This window comes from Caballeronia sp. INDeC2 (genome assembly GCF_023631325.1).
Classification (GTDB): Bacteria; Pseudomonadota; Gammaproteobacteria; order Burkholderiales; family Burkholderiaceae; genus Caballeronia.
Map to the genome: position 1 here is coordinate 382924 of NZ_JALQDG010000042.1, position 16171 is coordinate 399094.

15 protein-coding genes and 1 pseudogene are annotated in these 16171 nt (G+C 64.5%); 12 read left to right on the forward strand and 4 right to left on the reverse strand.

What is annotated here, in order from left to right; genetic code table 11:
* The first annotated feature begins 2 nt into the window (after nucleotides 1-2).
* Nucleotides 3-1487: an aldehyde dehydrogenase family protein gene (locus NCS28_RS28975; protein WP_250517215.1), complete on the forward strand. Its 1485-nt coding sequence runs from the start codon at nucleotides 3-5 to the stop codon at nucleotides 1485-1487.
* A 14-nt stretch (nucleotides 1488-1501) separates the two neighbouring features.
* Here NCS28_RS28975 and NCS28_RS28980 read toward each other — a convergent pair whose 3' ends face one another.
* On the reverse strand, nucleotides 1502-2431 hold the full coding sequence (locus NCS28_RS28980; RefSeq protein WP_250517216.1) for a LysR family transcriptional regulator: 930 nt from the start codon (nucleotides 2429-2431) through the stop codon (nucleotides 1502-1504).
* Nucleotides 2432-2589: 158 nt separating this feature from the next.
* Between NCS28_RS28980 and NCS28_RS28985 the strand changes: the two genes are divergently transcribed.
* The 5 genes from NCS28_RS28985 (at nucleotide 2590) to NCS28_RS29005 (ending at nucleotide 7267) form a co-directional block, all read left to right on the forward strand.
* Complete coding sequence (locus NCS28_RS28985; RefSeq protein WP_250517217.1) at nucleotides 2590-3891, forward strand: MFS transporter; 1302 nt, start codon at nucleotides 2590-2592, stop codon at nucleotides 3889-3891.
* Between the two features lie 39 nt (nucleotides 3892-3930).
* Entirely contained in the window at nucleotides 3931-4860 is a 930-nt protein-coding gene (locus tag NCS28_RS28990) for an agmatinase (protein ID WP_250517218.1), read from the forward strand.
* On the forward strand, nucleotides 4857-5444 hold the full coding sequence (locus tag NCS28_RS28995; RefSeq protein ID WP_250517219.1) for a HutD/Ves family protein: 588 nt from the start codon (nucleotides 4857-4859) through the stop codon (nucleotides 5442-5444). Before NCS28_RS28990 ends, NCS28_RS28995 begins: the two co-directional genes overlap by 4 nt.
* 126 nt (nucleotides 5445-5570) lie before the next feature.
* Nucleotides 5571-5930 (forward strand): helix-turn-helix domain-containing protein, encoded by a 360-nt coding sequence (locus tag NCS28_RS29000; RefSeq protein ID WP_250517220.1) that lies wholly within the window; start codon nucleotides 5571-5573, stop codon nucleotides 5928-5930.
* Nucleotides 5930-7267: a type II toxin-antitoxin system HipA family toxin gene (locus NCS28_RS29005; protein ID WP_250517247.1), complete on the forward strand. Its 1338-nt coding sequence runs from the start codon at nucleotides 5930-5932 to the stop codon at nucleotides 7265-7267. Before NCS28_RS29000 ends, NCS28_RS29005 begins: the two co-directional genes overlap by 1 nt.
* Before the next feature lie 5 nt (nucleotides 7268-7272).
* On the opposite strand, the gene NCS28_RS29010 is transcribed toward NCS28_RS29005, so the two are convergent.
* The gene (locus NCS28_RS29010) at nucleotides 7273-7854 is read right to left on the reverse strand and encodes a hypothetical protein (RefSeq protein WP_250517221.1); all 582 of its coding nucleotides are present in this window, start codon (nucleotides 7852-7854) and stop codon (nucleotides 7273-7275) included.
* 344 nt (nucleotides 7855-8198) lie between these two features.
* Between NCS28_RS29010 and NCS28_RS33275 the strand changes: the two genes are divergently transcribed.
* Nucleotides 8199-8324, forward strand: a complete 126-nt coding sequence (locus NCS28_RS33275) for a hypothetical protein (protein ID WP_284506308.1) — start codon at nucleotides 8199-8201, stop codon at nucleotides 8322-8324.
* A 97-nt stretch (nucleotides 8325-8421) separates the two neighbouring features.
* A complete protein-coding gene (locus NCS28_RS29015) occupies nucleotides 8422-8868 on the forward strand; it encodes a YjjA family protein (RefSeq protein ID WP_250517222.1) in 447 nt (148 codons plus the stop codon).
* 19 nt (nucleotides 8869-8887) lie between these two features.
* Here NCS28_RS29015 and NCS28_RS29020 read toward each other — a convergent pair whose 3' ends face one another.
* Nucleotides 8888-10135, reverse strand: coding sequence for a DUF1479 domain-containing protein (locus NCS28_RS29020; RefSeq protein ID WP_250517223.1), 1248 nt, complete (start codon nucleotides 10133-10135; stop codon nucleotides 8888-8890).
* Between the two features lie 93 nt (nucleotides 10136-10228).
* On the opposite strand from NCS28_RS29020, the gene NCS28_RS29025 reads away from it, so the two are divergent.
* Nucleotides 10229-11179: a helix-turn-helix domain-containing protein gene (locus NCS28_RS29025; protein WP_250517224.1), complete on the forward strand. Its 951-nt coding sequence runs from the start codon at nucleotides 10229-10231 to the stop codon at nucleotides 11177-11179.
* Between the two features lie 50 nt (nucleotides 11180-11229).
* Complete coding sequence (locus tag NCS28_RS29030; RefSeq protein WP_250517225.1) at nucleotides 11230-13026, forward strand: ABC transporter transmembrane domain-containing protein; 1797 nt, start codon at nucleotides 11230-11232, stop codon at nucleotides 13024-13026.
* Here the strand turns inward: NCS28_RS29030 and prpR are convergent.
* Nucleotides 13010-14956 carry a propionate catabolism operon regulatory protein PrpR gene (prpR, locus tag NCS28_RS29035; protein WP_250517226.1) on the reverse strand — a complete coding sequence of 649 codons (1947 nt, stop codon included), beginning with the start codon at nucleotides 14954-14956 and terminating at the stop codon, nucleotides 13010-13012. The two genes, NCS28_RS29030 and prpR, sit on opposite strands and share 17 nt — an antisense overlap.
* Nucleotides 14957-15144: 188 nt before the next feature.
* Here prpR and prpB point away from each other — a divergent pair, with 188 nt between their 5' ends.
* Together prpB and NCS28_RS29045 are read left to right on the forward strand one after the other, a co-directional pair.
* Entirely contained in the window at nucleotides 15145-16032 is an 888-nt protein-coding gene (gene prpB / locus NCS28_RS29040; protein ID WP_250517227.1) for a methylisocitrate lyase, read from the forward strand.
* Nucleotides 16033-16055: 23 nt separating this feature from the next.
* Nucleotides 16056-16171 (forward strand): annotated as a pseudogene (locus tag NCS28_RS29045) (2-methylcitrate synthase); the annotation flags it as partial.

Below are 16171 nucleotides of genomic sequence, written 5' to 3' on the forward strand. Positions count from 1 at the left end.
ACATGGCCGCTCGACTCGAACGACATCCCGAAGACGGCTCGATCTTGCTGCCCGCCGCGACGATCGCGGGCACGCGCTACGGCGCGTCGAACTGGGAAGCGGGCAATGAAATACATAACGCGTCGACGGGCGAGGTCATCGGCTGGCAGGAACATGCCTATGCCGCGCAAATCGATGCCGCCGTGCGTGCGGCGCGCGCCGCGCTCGATGCGTGGCGCAACAGAACACCTGCTGCGCGCGGCGCGGTGCTGCGCAAGATTGCCGAACTGCTCGCAACGGACCGCGAGCGTCTGAGCGCGATGCAGCAGCAAGTGAGCGGCAAGCCTCCGCTCGAAGCCGATACCGACGTCAGCGACGCCATCGCCACGTTCGATTACTACGCGGGCCTGTGCGAAGACACGTCGCTCTTCGCCGCCGACACGCTCGCCTTGCCCGATGACACCGTGACAGGCGAGCGCCATTACGAAGCGGTCGGCGTGGCCGCGCTGATCGTGCCGTGGAACTTCCCGATGGTCACGACCTCGTGGAAGATCGCGCCCGCGCTCGCGGCGGGTTGTACGGTGGTGTTGAAACCGTCGGAGTTCACCTCGCCGGTCGAGCACGGGCTCGCGGAGATCATGACGGCGGCGGGCGTGCCCGATGGCGTCGTGAATCTCGTGAACGGCGGCGGCGAAGTGGGCGCGCAACTCGCGGCGCATCCGCTCATCGAAAAGATTTCGTTCACGGGCAGCACGGCCGTCGGCCGCAAAGTGATGCAGGCCGCGGCGCAGGACATGAAGCGTGTGACGCTGGAACTCGGCGGCAAGTCCGCGTTGATCGTGCGGGCCGATGCGGACATCGAACACGCGGTCGCGCTCGCGGTCAGTGGCGCGTTCACGAACGCGGGGCAGATGTGCTCGGCGACCTCGCGCATCATCGTGCACGACGATGTCTATCGCAAGTTCATGGCCGGCTTCGAAGCGGCGGTGCGCGCGCTCGTGATCGCGTCGCCGCGGACCGAAAACGTCGCGATGGGCCCGCTCGTTTCCAGCGCGCAGCGTGCGCGCGTGAAAGCGCTGCTGGAGCAAGGCATCGCCGACGGCGCGACGATCGCTTTCAGCGGCGCGCTCGACAGCGCCTGTGCGGACGGGTTCTTCATGGCGCCCGTCGTCATCGCCGAGCCGGATGCGGCGAACGTGTTGTGGACGGACGAAGTGTTCGGGCCGGTCGCGTGTGTGAAGTCGTTCCGAACCGACGACGAAGCCATCGCGCTCGCCAACGACACGCGCTATGGACTCGTGGCGACGGTCGTCACGCGCGATGACGACGCCGCACGGCGCTATCGCAATGCGCTGCGTGCGGGGCTCGTGTGGATCAACACGCCGCAATTGATCTTCCCGCAAGTGTGTTGGGGCGGGCTGGGCTTGAGCGGCATCGGGCGCGAACTCGGTCTTGCGGGGTTGCGCAGCTATCAGGAAGTGCGCCACACCATCGCGTCAGGCCGATAACGTCGAGCGCGGCATCAACGCGCCCGCATTCGCCGCCCCATCTCGACGCCGAGCTTGCGCGCCTGTTCCGCGATGATCCCGCAAAACGCGTCGGTGAACGAGCTGCCTGGCCGAAGCGACGGGCGCAGCATCGCGATCCGGCGCGGCGGGATCGTGTCGAGCGGAACGAACGCCAGTCCTTCGGCATCGATCGACGCCGCCGTGAGACTTTCGACGATCGCGCGCTGACCCTTCGACTGCACCATTCGGCAGGCAAGCGCGGAACTCGACACGCGCGCATGAACCCTGCGGCCGGCATCGCCCGACGCAAGCAGCGCCTGCAATTCAGGGATGCTTTCGAGCGCGCCCACGGTCGTCAGCGCGACATCGTGAAGCTCGGCGATACGCACCGAGCGCCGCTTCGCGAGCGGATCATCCGATGGCATCGCGCAGACGATCGTCGAATCGAGCAAATGCTGCTCCGTGACGTTCTTCATCTCCCGGAATGGCGCGCAGATACCCAGATCGACTTGCTGGCTCTCGACCAGATCGAGCATCTTCTCCGCGTTCTCGATCGCAACCTCCACGAAGACTTTCGGAAAGCGCGCCTGAAACTCGGCAATCGCTTCGGGCAGCAATCGTTCCGTGATCGCCGGATAGGCGCAGATGCTCAGGCGCCCGAGCGTGCCGGTGCGCAGTCCATCGGCGAGTTCGTTCAAGGCGCGCAAACTGGCGTTGGCGCGCTCGGTCTGCTCGAACAGCAGAATCGCTTCGGCCGTCGGCAGCAGGCGGCCCTTCTCGCGCTTGAAGAGCCTCACGCCCAGGCTTTCTTCCAGCGCCTTCAACTGCTTGGTCACAGCGGGCTGCGAGATGTGCATGTTCTGCGCCGCGGCGGTGAGCGTCCGGCAGCGCACCACCTCGTACAGCAACTCGACCTGATGGTAGTTGAGCGTCGGCCTGGCCATGTCTACTCCGGATGCGTGCAATCGCCAGAGCATAACCTGCGGTTATCGACTCGCGCTCGAAGATGTATTGGCGGACCGGCGCGTTTTTCGCTGAAATTGCAAGCACCTACAGGATGACAGCAGGCTCGCAAAGAGCCGGGGGACGAACGATGCAGACAATGCCGATCACACGGGCTGAAAAGCCCACGAAATTCAGATGGTTCATGGTGTTCCTCGCGTTTCTCGCGATCGTCACCAATTACATGGATCGCGCGAATCTCTCGGTCGCATTGCCGTACATGAATGCGGAATTGCATCTGACGTCGGGCGAATCGGGGCTGATTCTCGGCGCGTTCTTCTGGACCTACGCGGCGTTCCAGATTCCGGCGGGCATGCTCGTCGACAGGCTCGGCGCAAAAGCCGTGTTCGCCGCCGCCGTCGTGTGGTGGTCGATATTCACGATGGCGACGGGCCTCGCGCGCGGCGCGGCGTCGCTGCTCGGCCTGCGATTCTTGCTGGGCGTGGGCGAAGCGGGCGCCTTTCCCGCCGCGACGAAGTTCGTCGAACGCTGGTTTCCGCCGACGGAGCGCGGCCTTGCCTCCGGCATCTACGATTGCGGCGCGCGCGGCGGCACGCTGATCGCCCTGCCGATCTGCACCGCGATCATCACGGCTTACGGCTGGAAGGCGTCGTTCCTCTTCACGGGCGCGATCGGGCTCGTGTGGGTCGTCGCGTGGCTCATCGTGGCGAGCGAGTTTCCCGCACAGAACCGCTTCGTCAACGAGGCAGAAGCGAGGCATATCGAAGAGAACGCGCCCACCGCGAAGCGCCCTGCCGTGCGCATCAAGTGGGGCCGGCTGTTCACGTCGAAAGTCGTCTGGGCGATGTCGCTAGGCTTCGCGTGCCAGGGCTACGTGATCTATTTCTTCATCACCTGGTATCCGACCTATCTCGTGAAGGAGCGCGGCTTCACGCTGCTCCAGCTCGGCTTCTACGGCATCCTGCCGGGCCTCGCGGGACTCGTCGGCTCGTGGTTCGGCGGCTGGATCTCCGACCGCATCGCCGCGAGCCACTACGGCCTGAACTTCGCGCGCAAGTCCTGCATCGTCGTCGGAATGGCGTTGAGCGCGACCATCGGCCTGGCCGGGATCGTCACGCAGGCATGGCTCGCGTTGCTGCTCCTGTCGATCGCGTTCTTCGGCGTTTCCGTGGCCACGTCGAGCATTCTGGCCCTGCCTGCGGATGTATCCGCGCGCGGCGACCGCTCGGTCGCCGGCACGGTCGCCGGATTCCAGAACTGCGTGGCGAATCTCGCGGGCATCGCAAGCCCGGCCGTGGTCGGTTTCCTCAAGGACGCGACGGGCTCGTTCACGCCGGGTCTCGTGTCCGCGTCGATCGTCGCGCTCGTCGGATGCCTCATCTATATCTTCGCGCTCGGGCCGATTCGTTCCGGCGTGCTGGACCACGTCGTCGCCGACTGATACACGGCTCGCGCAATCGTCTTTCTCATCGAGGTCATCATGCTTTGCGATTCACCGAAGGTTCCGTTTCTCGCCTTTCCCGCCGAGCCGGACTTGAGCAAGGTTGCCGCGACGTTCGCCGTGCTCGGCGCGCCCTACGGCATTCCTTACGGCCCCGCGCTGCTTCATTGCGACGTATCGAACGCGCCCGACAAGATCCGCGAGCGGAGCTTTCGCTATGGACGGCAGCTCGGGCACTACGACTTCGATCTGCAAGGCACGCTGTTCGGCGACTCGGGCGCGACGGGCGTCGACTGCGGCAACGTGCCCGGCACGCTCGACGTCGCGCGCAACGCGGCGGCCGTGACGGATGCGGTCGCGGCCTTGCTCGCGCGCGGCGCGATTCCGATCGTGCTCGGCGGCGACGATTCCATTCCCCCGCTGTGCGTGCGCGCCTTCGAATCGCGCGGCCCGCTCAACGTGCTGCAGTTCGATGCGCACCTCGATTTCCGCGATGAAGTGAATGGCGAGCGGCACGGGTATTCGAGCCCGATGCGGCGTATCCGCGAGATGCCGTTCGTCAGGCGCATCGTCCAGGTCGGCTTGCGCGGCAGCGGCAGTGCGCGCGCGAGCGATGTCGAGGACGCGCTGCGCTCGGGCAACGTGCTGGTTCCGGCGGAAGAGGTGCACGACGAGGGCATCGCGGCCGTCACGAAGCATCTGGTCGACGACGCGCCGTGGTTCGTGACCTTCGATGTCGACGGCCTCGATCCGGGCATCGCACCGGGCGTGGTCGCGCCTCTGCCGGGCGGACTGACGTTTCCTCAGGCGCGCGGCATCCTCAAGCATCTGTGCGTGAAGACGCAACTCGCGGGCATCGATTTCGTCGAGCATCATCCCGCGCTGGACGTGGGCGACATCACCGCGTTGACGATCGTGCGTCTCCTGACCAACGTGATCGGTCACGGCGCGCGCAAGATGACGTCATGAATCCGGCGCACGCCACGCGCAAACGCCTCGCCGACATCGCGCCGACACGATGGAAAAACGGCAAGGGCGTGACGCGCGAGCTGCTCAGCGTGCCGGCGCGCGACAATCCCGATGACTTCGTGCTGCGCGTGAGCGTCGCCGATGTGGACGCGGACGGCGCGTTCTCGATCTATCCCGGCATCGATCGAATCCTCGCGATTCTGCGCGGGGCGGGCATGGACCTCCTCGACATTCCGGCAAACACCGTGTGGCGCACGCTTGCCGGCCGCTCTTCATCGGTTGCGTTCGCGGGAGAACGGCCGCTCGCGTGCCGCCTGCTCGACGGACCCGTGCTGGATTTCAACGTCATGGTCCGCCGCGACGCCGGTGCGGCGGAATTGAGGATCGTCGGCAGGGCGCGGGTCGTGCCGGCACCGACATGCCGTCTGCTGTTCGTCGCGCAGGGATCGGCGCGTATCGCGTTCGAAGACGGCAACGCGATCGTGCTCGAAGAATCGCATTTCATCGAGCCGCTCGGCGCGACGTCTGTCGCAACGGGAAGCGATTCGGTGGCATTGCTCGTCGATTTCCGTCCGCTCGAATGAGACTGGCGCGAGTCCTCTACAGTCGATAATCTGTATATCGTATTTACAGTATATAGCCTGTTTTTTGCCGAAACAGTCTGTAAGCTGTAAAATCGATTTACAGTCTTGAGCCTGTAGGAGCGCGTAATGGACTATTCCCTGAAAACACTGAGCCAGCTCAGGCCGATCCTGCTCGGCTTTCGCAAGGCCGCGGGCATGACGCAAGCGATGGTCGCGGCGCGTCTCGGCGTCACGCAGCAGACCTACGCGCAACTCGAAGCCAATCCCGCGGCCGTGAGCGTCGAGCGCTTGTTCAAGGTTCTGCGCGCGCTCGATGTGGAACTCGCGCTCACTCGGGCCGCAACCGAAACCGCGAAGGCCGACGCGCCGGCCGCCGCCGCGAAAGCCACGCCGGCGCGCTCCCGACGCGCATCGCGAAAGACCGACGCCAAACCGGCGGGCAAGCGCGCCGCGCCCATCGCCACGAAGAAACGGGAGCAGTGGTAATCATGGCGCGCCGCACGCAAACGGGACGACTCGACCTGTGGATGAACGGCCTGCCGGTCGGTTACTGGGAAAACGGCGCCAACGGCGAACGCCTCGTCTATCGCGACGAGTGGATCGCCGATCCGCAGGGCCGGCCGCTATCGCTGTCGCTGCCCTTCACGCCGGGCAATCAGCCATGGCGCGGGCAAGTCGTCGCGGATTTCTTCGATAACCTCCTGCCCGACAGCGAGCCGATCCGCCGCCGCATCGCGACGCGCTTCCGTACTGGCGGCACGACGCCGTTCGAGTTGCTCGCGCAGTTGGGCCGCGATTGCGTCGGCGCCATTCAGATGCTGCCGCCCGGCGAAGAGCCCGTCGATCTCGAAAGCATCAAGGGCCGCGCGCTGACCGAATCGCAGATCGCGCGTCTCCTGCGCGAGACGACATCCGCGCCGCAGCTCGGCCAGCACGAACCGGTCGACGATCTGCGCCTGTCGATCGCCGGCGCGCAGGAAAAGACCGCGCTGCTGCGTCACGGCAGGCGCTGGCTTCTGCCCGAAGGCAGCACGCCGACCACGCATATCTTCAAGCTGCCGCTCGGACTCGTCGGCAACATGCGCGCCGACATGCGCACGTCGGTCGAGAACGAATGGCTTTGCTCGAAGATCATCGCCGCTTACGGCCTGCCGATCGCGCGCTGCGAAATGGACCAGTTCGCGGATCAGAAGGTGCTGGTCGTCGAGCGCTTCGATCGCCGATTGTCGAGCGACAAGTCGTGGATTCTGCGCTTGCCGCAGGAGGACATGTGTCAGGCCACCGGTACGCCCGCGCTGCACAAGTACGAATCGGACGGCGGCCCGGGCATCGAGCGAATCATGGACGTGCTCGCCGGATCGACGCGCGCCGCGCGGGATCGCCGTCACTTCTTTCTGACGCAGATGATCTTCTGGCTGCTCGCCGCCACCGATGGCCACGCGAAGAACTTCAGCATCGCGCATCTGCCGGGCAACGAGTACGAATCGACGCCGCTTTACGACGTGCTGTCGGCGCATCCGGTCATCGGCCGAGGACACGACAAGTTCGCCGCCAAACGCGTGCGGCTCGCGATGGCCGTGCGCGGCAAGAACGTGCACTATCTGATCGGCGAGATTCAGCGCCGGCATTGGGTGGCGCAGGGGTCGCGCGTGGGGCTGACCGCGCCTGAAGTCGAGACGATGATCGATGAACTCGGTGCGCGCACGCCTCACGTCATCGACGAAGTGGCCGCACTGCTGCCGAGCGAATTCCCGATGGATGTTGCGGATTCGATCTTCGATGGGATGCGGCGGCTCGCGCGCAAGCTCGTGCGGGCGGAATAACGCTGCTATTTCAGGCCGACCACTGAACCCCACCAATGAGCGGTGCAAAGAAACCCGAGGATCGCCGCCCAGATCAGTAAGAAGCAGGCCGGTATGTTGTACGGATTGAAGATGGAGTCGAGCCGTCTGTCGGTTTGATGCTGCAGTGGCGGATGCAGCGGAAGGCGATCCTTCGAGCGAAGCTGCCGCTCCGTGCGGTCAAAGCGCGTGTCTTTTCTATCGATGAACATCTTGACCTTTGCCCTGTCGTCGGCATACCACCAACGATCCACTCGGGCAATGTGCTCCTGCGCATGACTGAGACCGCGCCACACTAGCAACGCGGTAGAGCTGCCGATGACCACCACGACGAACGACAGCCAGAACAGCAAGCGCGGTAAGGCGACGGCGGTGGCATCCCAGTCCTTCAGCGTGAACGCGAGCGCCGCGAAGAACACCGTTTGCGATCCAAGCAGCCAGGTCAGGCGATGGTTGACCAACGTGTTCTCGTGTTCGATAACGAGGCGCAATCGCTTCCAGTCCGCATAATCCCGGTCTTTCGACTCTTCGAACGAGGCGGCTCCATTCTGGTACGTCGGCCGGTCCATTGTTTCCTCCTCTCGGAAGACGTTGCGCCAAGCTGCATTGAGTTATAGATGATTTTTCTGTATGCGCTAGCGTAACGGCGCTCGATGTGACTGCAGTTGCCTGCTCCTCCTCACCCCGCATCCAACTCCCCGAACAACCAATCCTGAAAGCTCCTCACCTTCGGCAAATCCGCCCACGACTTCCGAGCGATCGAAGCGCGGCACGCGCGAAATATCGATCGGCGTCTTGCGATGCAGACGCATGAAGTCGCGCCAGCCGACGAGACACCCCTCGCTATGAATGAGCGTGTGATGCCGCAAGTCCGCGACCGCGCGTAACGGATGCTCGCCTTCGAGCAACGCCGGTGAGCACAGCGCGCGCGTGGCGCGGACGTTCCGCTGCTGTCGGTCCCAATGCGCGCTATCACGACGCAAAGGATGCGGGCTTCGGCGCACGCGACGACAGCCGCGTTATCGACACCTGGGGCTGAGCGTCGTCTGCATCAATGCCGCCGATTCTTTCGATCCTGTTACGCCTGCATGAGCCTTCAGAAGAACTATAGTTGAAGCTCACAAAAAGGAGGCTCCATGCTCTCGTGCAAACGTCACCTCTTGATCGGCGGTGTGCTGGCCGCGACCTTGCTTTACCTCCCGATTACCCACGCCCAACTCGGCAATCTTCTCGATCAAGGCAAGAACAGCGCGGCAGGCGGCGCACTCGGCAATCTCGGCGGAATGGGCAGCGGTCTGTCGCTGGACTCCCTATCGTCCGGCAGCACGAGCAATGTCGCGGGCGTGCTCGAGTTCTGCATCAAGAACAACTATCTCGGCGGCGGCGCATCGTCGGTCAAGGACGGGCTCATGAGCAAGCTCGGCGGATCGTCGTCGAGCGATGGCGGATACACCGACGGCGCCAAGGGAATCCTCGATGGCGGCAACGGCAAGCAGGTCGATCTGAGCGGCGGCGGCTTGAAGGAACAACTCACGAAGCAGGTCTGCGACAAGATTCTCGCGCAGGGAAAATCCCTGCTGTAGACGCCGCGCGCGGGCCGGATCAGAGATCGAATCCGAGTTGCCGTTTGCCGAGGGCGGTCAGACTGTCTTCGGTTGGACGACCGACGAAATCCGTCTCGAAGTTATCGGCCGGAAAGTCGGGCGGGCTCTTGCCGTCGATGAATGCCGGCAGTTGCCGCTTCAGGTATTCGTCGTTCTTTGGGCAGCCGGGCGCCGCCGCGATGTACATCACGTTGCTGTAACCCTTGCCGCGATGTTCGTCTTCCACCGCGTGAATCACGTCGCTGTGCCAGAAGACGGTATCGCCGGCCTGCATCGGCGGAATGGACGAGAGCGCTGCATGCAACGGCGCGTGCCATGTCGAACTGATCGATAACGCGCGGCCCGGCGTCGCGCCGCACAGGTCGTCGTCGGCGATATCGTCCTGAAGCGCACGCAGCAGCACGTAGATCATTGCGTTGGCGATCGGCACCAGTTGCAAGGTGCCGTCGCCCGGCCCTTGCGGGGTGAGCGCCGTCCAGCCTTGGAAGGTGCGGAACATCGAACAGACGGCGGGCGACGGAATCTCGCGCGCATCAGGACGATACGCCGCGTCGAACGGGTCGTAACGACGCCAGTCGCCGCTGAACACATGCCGATAGACGCGCCGGAAATCGTCGTCGAGCCATCGTTCGACGGAGCCGCCATCGCAATGAGGAGAAAGCCCCAGCGACGCGGAGCCGGGCGGCCGCCGGCGCAACCGATCCGCATACACAGGCACCTGGTCGGGATCGAAGTGAACGCGCCCTTCGCTCTCCCATTTCCACAGCCGGTTCAGAAACGCGCGCGTCTGCGTGAGTTCCGGCGACTGGCGCGCCTCGACCTGCGGACCGGACCAGTAGATGCCGTAAATCTGCGGCTTGCCCGATGCGAGATTGCCGAAATACTTGTCTTCCGCCCGATGCGCGAGCTTCTCGTCCAGACGGTTCTCGTCGACGTAACGCGCGATCGCCTCGTCCCATGCCGCCGCACGCTGCGCACTGAAGACGCCGCGCACGACGCACGCGCCGCGCTCCCTGATCGCGGCCATCGCATCATCTCCGACTCGGCGCGCCACGATGTCCGCGTATCGGATCTCCGGGATCACCGGCTGCCCGGTTCGGCGCAGTTCCGCGATCACGTCCGCCTTGCGTTTGATTTCGGCCTCGACCTCCTGAAACACTTCCTTGTAGCGAGGCAGATTGTCGCGAAGCTGCTTCTTCACCGCGCGAATTGCAGCGGGCAGATCTTCAATGTGCAGGGATTCCACGGCGTGTCTCCAATGTTTTCGTGTGCCTACAGCATAGACGCGAGCCCATTTTCATTGCGATAGAATCCGGACAATCTATTTGCACATCCGGACATGAAGCCCGCTTACGAACACGTCACGATGGACGCCGGTTGTTCGATCCGGGTTTTCCATCGCAAGCTGCCCCGGATTCCGTTCGAATGGCATCACCATCCGGAGTACGAGCTCACGCTTACGATGAACAGTCGCGGAAAGCGCTATATCGGCGATTCGATCGTCGAATACGAAGGCGACGACCTCGTGCTGGTGCCTCCGGATTTGCCGCATACGTGGTCGTCGAACAAGTCGATCGACGCAGGCGCGCCGCAAGTGGCGATCGTGATCTGGTTCAGCGGCGATTGGGCACGGCGTCTCGCGGATTGCTGCCCCGAGTACGAACCGCTGCGGAGGCTTCTGCGCAGAGGGGCGTCCGGGCTCGCGTTCACGCAAGAAGCCGGTGAGGCCGTCAGTCGAAGACTCGGCGCGCTGTTGTCGCAATCGCCCAGAGCGCGCCTGGGCGCCGTGCTCGACATCCTGTGCGAACTCGCGGACATGGACGCCGCGCCGCTCGCCTCGCCCCGCGCGTTCGACAAAGCGCAGGCGGGACGACCATCGGGCCACGAACCCGAACGTATCAATCGCGCGCTCGGAGTCATCGACGCCCGGTTCGCCGAGCGCTTGACGCTGCGGGAACTCGCTGAAGCAGCGACGCTGTCGGAGCGAACGTTGAACCGCTACTTCGCGCAACATCTCGGCGAGAGCGTCGGCAAATATTTGAATCGCGTTCGCATCGGTCATGCGTGCCGTATGCTCTCCGATACTTCATGGCCGGTTTCGGTGATCGCTTCGCAATCGGGATTTCCGAACGTCGCGAATTTCAACAGGCAATTTCGCGCGTTGAAGCACACCACGCCGGCGGCGTATCGCCGAGAGTTTGCCGGGACGAATCGGGCGTTGCAGGATGCCTCGTCTCTGGAAACCCGATCGCCTTCGCTGGAAAAACACGCCGCCGCCGCAAGCAGATAATCTGTTCGACGCACGATGCGATCGACCGCCCTCCACCACGCCAGGATTCCATGTCATCAGCAGCAGCCCCCTTGCCGCGCGTCGGCCTGCTCTTCTCCCTCGCTCCCTTTCTGCGGCCGTATGCCGGGCGCTGGACGCTCGCGTTCCTGGCGCTCGTTACATCGGCGGGCGCGACGCTGGCTTTGCCGATGGCCTTCAGATATCTCATCGATCGCGGATTCGCGAGCGGAGACCGGTCGCATATCGATCGCTATTTCATTGCGCTTTTCATCGTGTCGCTCGTCCTCGCGGGCGCAACGGCGCTGCGTTTCTATTGGGTATCGTGGCTGGGCGAGCGCGTGACGGCCGACATGCGGCGCGCGGTCTACGATCACATCATGGGCATGAGCCCGCAGTTCTTCGAGACGACGCAGACGGGCGAAGTCCTCTCGCGCCTCACCACCGATACGACGCTGATCCAGACGGTCGTAGGCACGAGCCTGTCGCTCGGATTGCGCAATGCGTTGCTGACGATAGGCGGCATCGCGATGCTCGTGACGACGAGTCCCGTGCTGTCCGGCTACATCATCGCGGTGCTGATCGTGGTCGTCGTGCCTATCGTCTTCTTCGGTCGGCGCGTTCGTCGGCTGTCGCGCGCGAGCCAGGACAAGGTCGCGAACGCGAGCGCGCTGGCGGGCGAAGTGCTCAACGCCATGCCGACGGTGCAGTCGTATACGCAGGAAGCGTTCGAGGCGCAGCGCTTCGGCGCAGCGGTGGAATCCGCCTTCGATACGGCGCTCACGCGCATCCGTGCCCGCGCCGGGTTGACGGCCGTGGTCATCGTATTCGTGTTCGCCGCCGTCGTCTTCGTGCTCTGGCTCGGCGCGCAGGCCGTGTTGGCAAAACAGATGACGGCGGGCCAGTTGTCGCAGTTCATCCTCTACGCCGTGTTCACGGCGGGCGCCGTCGGCACGCTCGCGGAAGTGTGGGGCGATCTGCAGCGCGCCGCCGGCGCAACCGAACGGCTCATGCAGCTTCTGGCCGCGCGCTCGCCCGTCACGCAGGCCGCAACGACACTGCCGATGCCGGCCGCCGGCGAAGGCATCCGCTTCGCTGACGTGAGCTTTTCCTATCCCTCGCGCGAGGGCATCGCGACGTTATCCGGGTTCTCGCTCCATGTCCGTCCCGGCGAGCATGTCGCGCTCGTCGGGCCATCGGGAGCGGGCAAGACCACGCTGTTTCAATTGCTGCTGCGGTTCTACGACCCGCAGTCCGGAAGCATTTCGATCAACGGTGTCGCGACGCAGCACATGTCGTTCGGCACGTTGCGCGGGGCGGTCGGCATCGTGTTGCAGGATTCGGTGATCTTCTCGGGAAGCGTTTTCGACAACATCCGCTACGGCATGCCCGACGCCACGCTCGCGCAAGTGCGACGCGCCGCCGCCATGGCCGCCGCCGACGGTTTCATCGAGCAGCTTCCCCAAAGCTACGACACGTTTCTCGGCGAGCGCGGCGTGAGGCTCTCGGGCGGCCAGCGTCAGCGCATCGCAATCGCGCGGGCGATCCTCCGCGATCCGCCGATCCTGCTGCTCGACGAAGCGACCAGCGCGCTCGACGCAGCAAGCGAACGACTCGTGCAAACGGCGCTCGACAACGCCGCGCAGAATCGCACGACGCTCGTCATCGCGCATCGGCTGGCGACGGTGCAACGGGCCGACCGGATCGTCGTCATGGAACAGGGGCGCATCGTCGCGCAAGGCCGTCACGCGGAGTTGCTGCAAAGCTCGCCGCTGTATGCGCAGCTCGCGGCCTTGCAGTTCGGCGAGCAGCCCGTTGCCGCATTCAGGGACTTCAACACTTCGCGTTGAGCCTGCGCCATAAAGTCGTTTTGCTGATGCCGAGCGCCTTGCAGACAGCGTCCCGGTCGCCTCCGAACGCGGCAAGCGTCGCGCGGACCTGATCGGCTTCCACGGAACGGCTCAAGTCGCGCAGCGAGAGATCGGCGCTGGCTTTGGCCTCGACTTCGAACAGCTCCGGCGCGATCGCCCGCAAGTCGTCGAGCGTCAACGCGATGGGCCGGTCCTTGTCGCTGTCCATATCTGGAATCTCCACGGCAATCCGCTCGACGATGTTCTGCAACTCGCGAACATTGCCCGGCCACGGATAACGGCGCAGCGCCTGCTCGAGCGGCGCGAGCATGCGCGCCGCATCGTCGCGGCTCGGCACGCGCAGCGCGAGCGCCTTGTCGCGCCGCGCGGCCTGCATCAGCAGTTCCGCCGCCAACGGCAGGATGTCGCTGGATCGCGCGCGCAACGGCGGCAGCGCGACACTCAGAATGTTGATGCGATAAAACAGGTCGGCGCGAAACGAGCCATCGGCGACGCCCTCGGCCAGTGTGCGATGCGTCGCGGCGATCACGCGAATATCGACGCGCGTCGGCTCCGTCGATCCGAGGCGGATGACTTCTCGCTCTTGCAGCACGCGCAACAGGCGGCTTTGCAGCGAAGGCGGCATTTCGCCGATCTCGTCGAGAAACAAGGTTCCGCGATGCGCCGCTTCGATCAGGCCCGCCTTGCCGCCCTTGCGCGCGCCCGTGAACGCGCCCTCTTCATAGCCGAACAGCTCGCTTTCCAACAGCGCTTCGGGGAAGGCGCCGCAGTTCATCGCGACGAATGGAAAGTCTTTGCGACGGCTCAGGCGATGCATGCTCTGCGCGACCATTTCCTTGCCCGTGCCGCTTTCGCCGAGAATCAGCACGGTCGCATCGGATTTCGCGTAACGGCGCACGAGCGCTCTCACGCGCTCGATCGATTCCGACTCGCCGACGACATCTTCCAGCCGATACCGCGCGACGAATTCCTGCGCGCCCTGCCGCGATCGCAACGTCCTGTCGAGTCGTTCGACCGCGCGCGATTCCTGAAACGTGAAGATCGTTCCGCCCGACGCGCCGTCGCTCGCGAGCGGTCCGCGATGAATCGCGTAGCTCACGCCGCGCACGGCGCCGAAACCATCGCCGTCGGCGACGGGTAATACGCCGTCGAGTTCGGGCGCGACATCGAGCAGCGCCCGGCCGACCGCGCGCGATGCATCGGCGATGCCGAGCGCGGCGGCGAGCCGTCGATTGATCGCTTCGATGCGCCCGCCCGCATCGACCGCGACGACGCCATCGCGAAGATGCTGCAACAGGTTGTCGAGCCGATTGCGCCGCGCGACTTCGCGGCGCATCGCCTGAGCGACTTCCAGCGCGGTCTCGAACGCGGCGACGACGGACGTGCGCGAGTACAGAAATACCGAGCTCATGCCCGCCTCCGCCGCGAGGTCCGCGACGAGGCCGGGACCGACCACGACATCGACGCCGCGATCGCGCAAGTCGAGCACGAGGCTCTCCGCGTCCTGCGCCGAGCGATACGACTCGCAGATCATGTCGATGCCGTATGCCGCGAGGAACCGGCGAATCTCGGCGGGCGTGTCGCCGTGCGTGACGAGCGCGACGCTCGCGCCCTCGCGCCGCGCCTTCGTGAGCGCGTGCATCACGTCGAAGCCGGTCGGACTGATCACGACGACCGGCACCGACACGCGATTCTTGAGATATGCGCCGTTGGAGCCGCCGGCCACGACGACATCCGGCCGCTCGTCGCGCGCGCCTTCGATGCTGTTCGCGGCGTCTTCGAAGCCGAGCGGGACGACATCGAGTTCGGCGCGATCGGCATAGGCGCCGGCGATATCGATGAACAAAGCCCTGAGCCGGCTGATGCCGACCGCCCAGATGCGCGGGCGCGACGCGCTTTCCGTTTGCATGGTTTTCTGCTGTTGGATGACGCGTTAGTATGCAACAGCCATTTCAGATTCGAAATCCGGTATTTCAGCGGTGAAAAGCGCGCCGCTTGATTCCCGATTCCCTGCCCAGCAAAATCAACGACTTAACACCGGCGCGCGGCTTGGCAAGCAACTTGCATAAATGGGCCGACTTCATAAGGAGACGAAACGTGAGTTCCGAAAATCAGACCGCAGGCGCGCGCTTTCGCCAGGCCGTCCGAGACGAATCCCCGCTGCAAGTCGTCGGCGCGATCACCGCGTACGCTGCGAAGATGGCCGAAGCCGTCGGCTTCAAGGCGCTCTATCTGTCGGGCGGCGGCGTGGCCGCCAACTCGCTCGGCATGCCCGACCTCGGCATCAGCACGATGGAAGACGTGCTCATCGACGCGCGCCGCATCACCGACGCGTCCTCGCTGCCGCTGATGGTCGACATCGACACGGGTTGGGGCGGCGCCTTCAACATCGCGCGCACGATCCGTTCGTTCATCAAGGCGGGCGTGGCTGCCGTGCACATCGAGGATCAGGTTGGGCAGAAGCGCTGCGGGCATCGGCCGGGCAAGGAAGTCGTGCCGACCGGCGAGATGGTCGATCGCGTAAAGGCCGCCGTCGATGCGCGCACCGACGCATCGTTCGTCATCATGGCGCGCACCGATGCCGCCGCCGCAGAAGGCATCGATGCGGCGATCGAGCGCGCGATTGCCTATGTCGAAGCGGGCGCCGACATGATCTTCCCCGAAGCGATGAAGACGCTCGACGACTATCGCCGTTTCAAGGCCGCCGTGTGCGTGCCGATCCTCGCGAATCTGACCGAGTTCGGCTCGACGCCCTTCTTCACCGTCGATGAACTGAAGGAAGCGAACGTCGATATCGCGTTGTATTGTTGCGGCGCGTATCGCGCGATGAACGCCGCCGCGCTCAACTTCTACGAGACCGTCAAGCGCGACGGCACGCAAAAGGCCGCCGTCGAAACGATGCAGACGCGCGCCGATCTGTACAAGTATCTGGGCTATCACGCGTACGAAGACAAGCTCGATCAGCTTTTTGCCGCAAAGAAATAACCCTTGTGAAGGAGACGAAATCGATGAGCGAAGCAGACAACAGCACCGCATCCGCAGGCGCATTCAAGCCGAAGAAATCCGTCGCGCTGTCCGGTGTGACGGCGGGCAATACCGCGCTGTGCACGGTCGGCAAAACGGG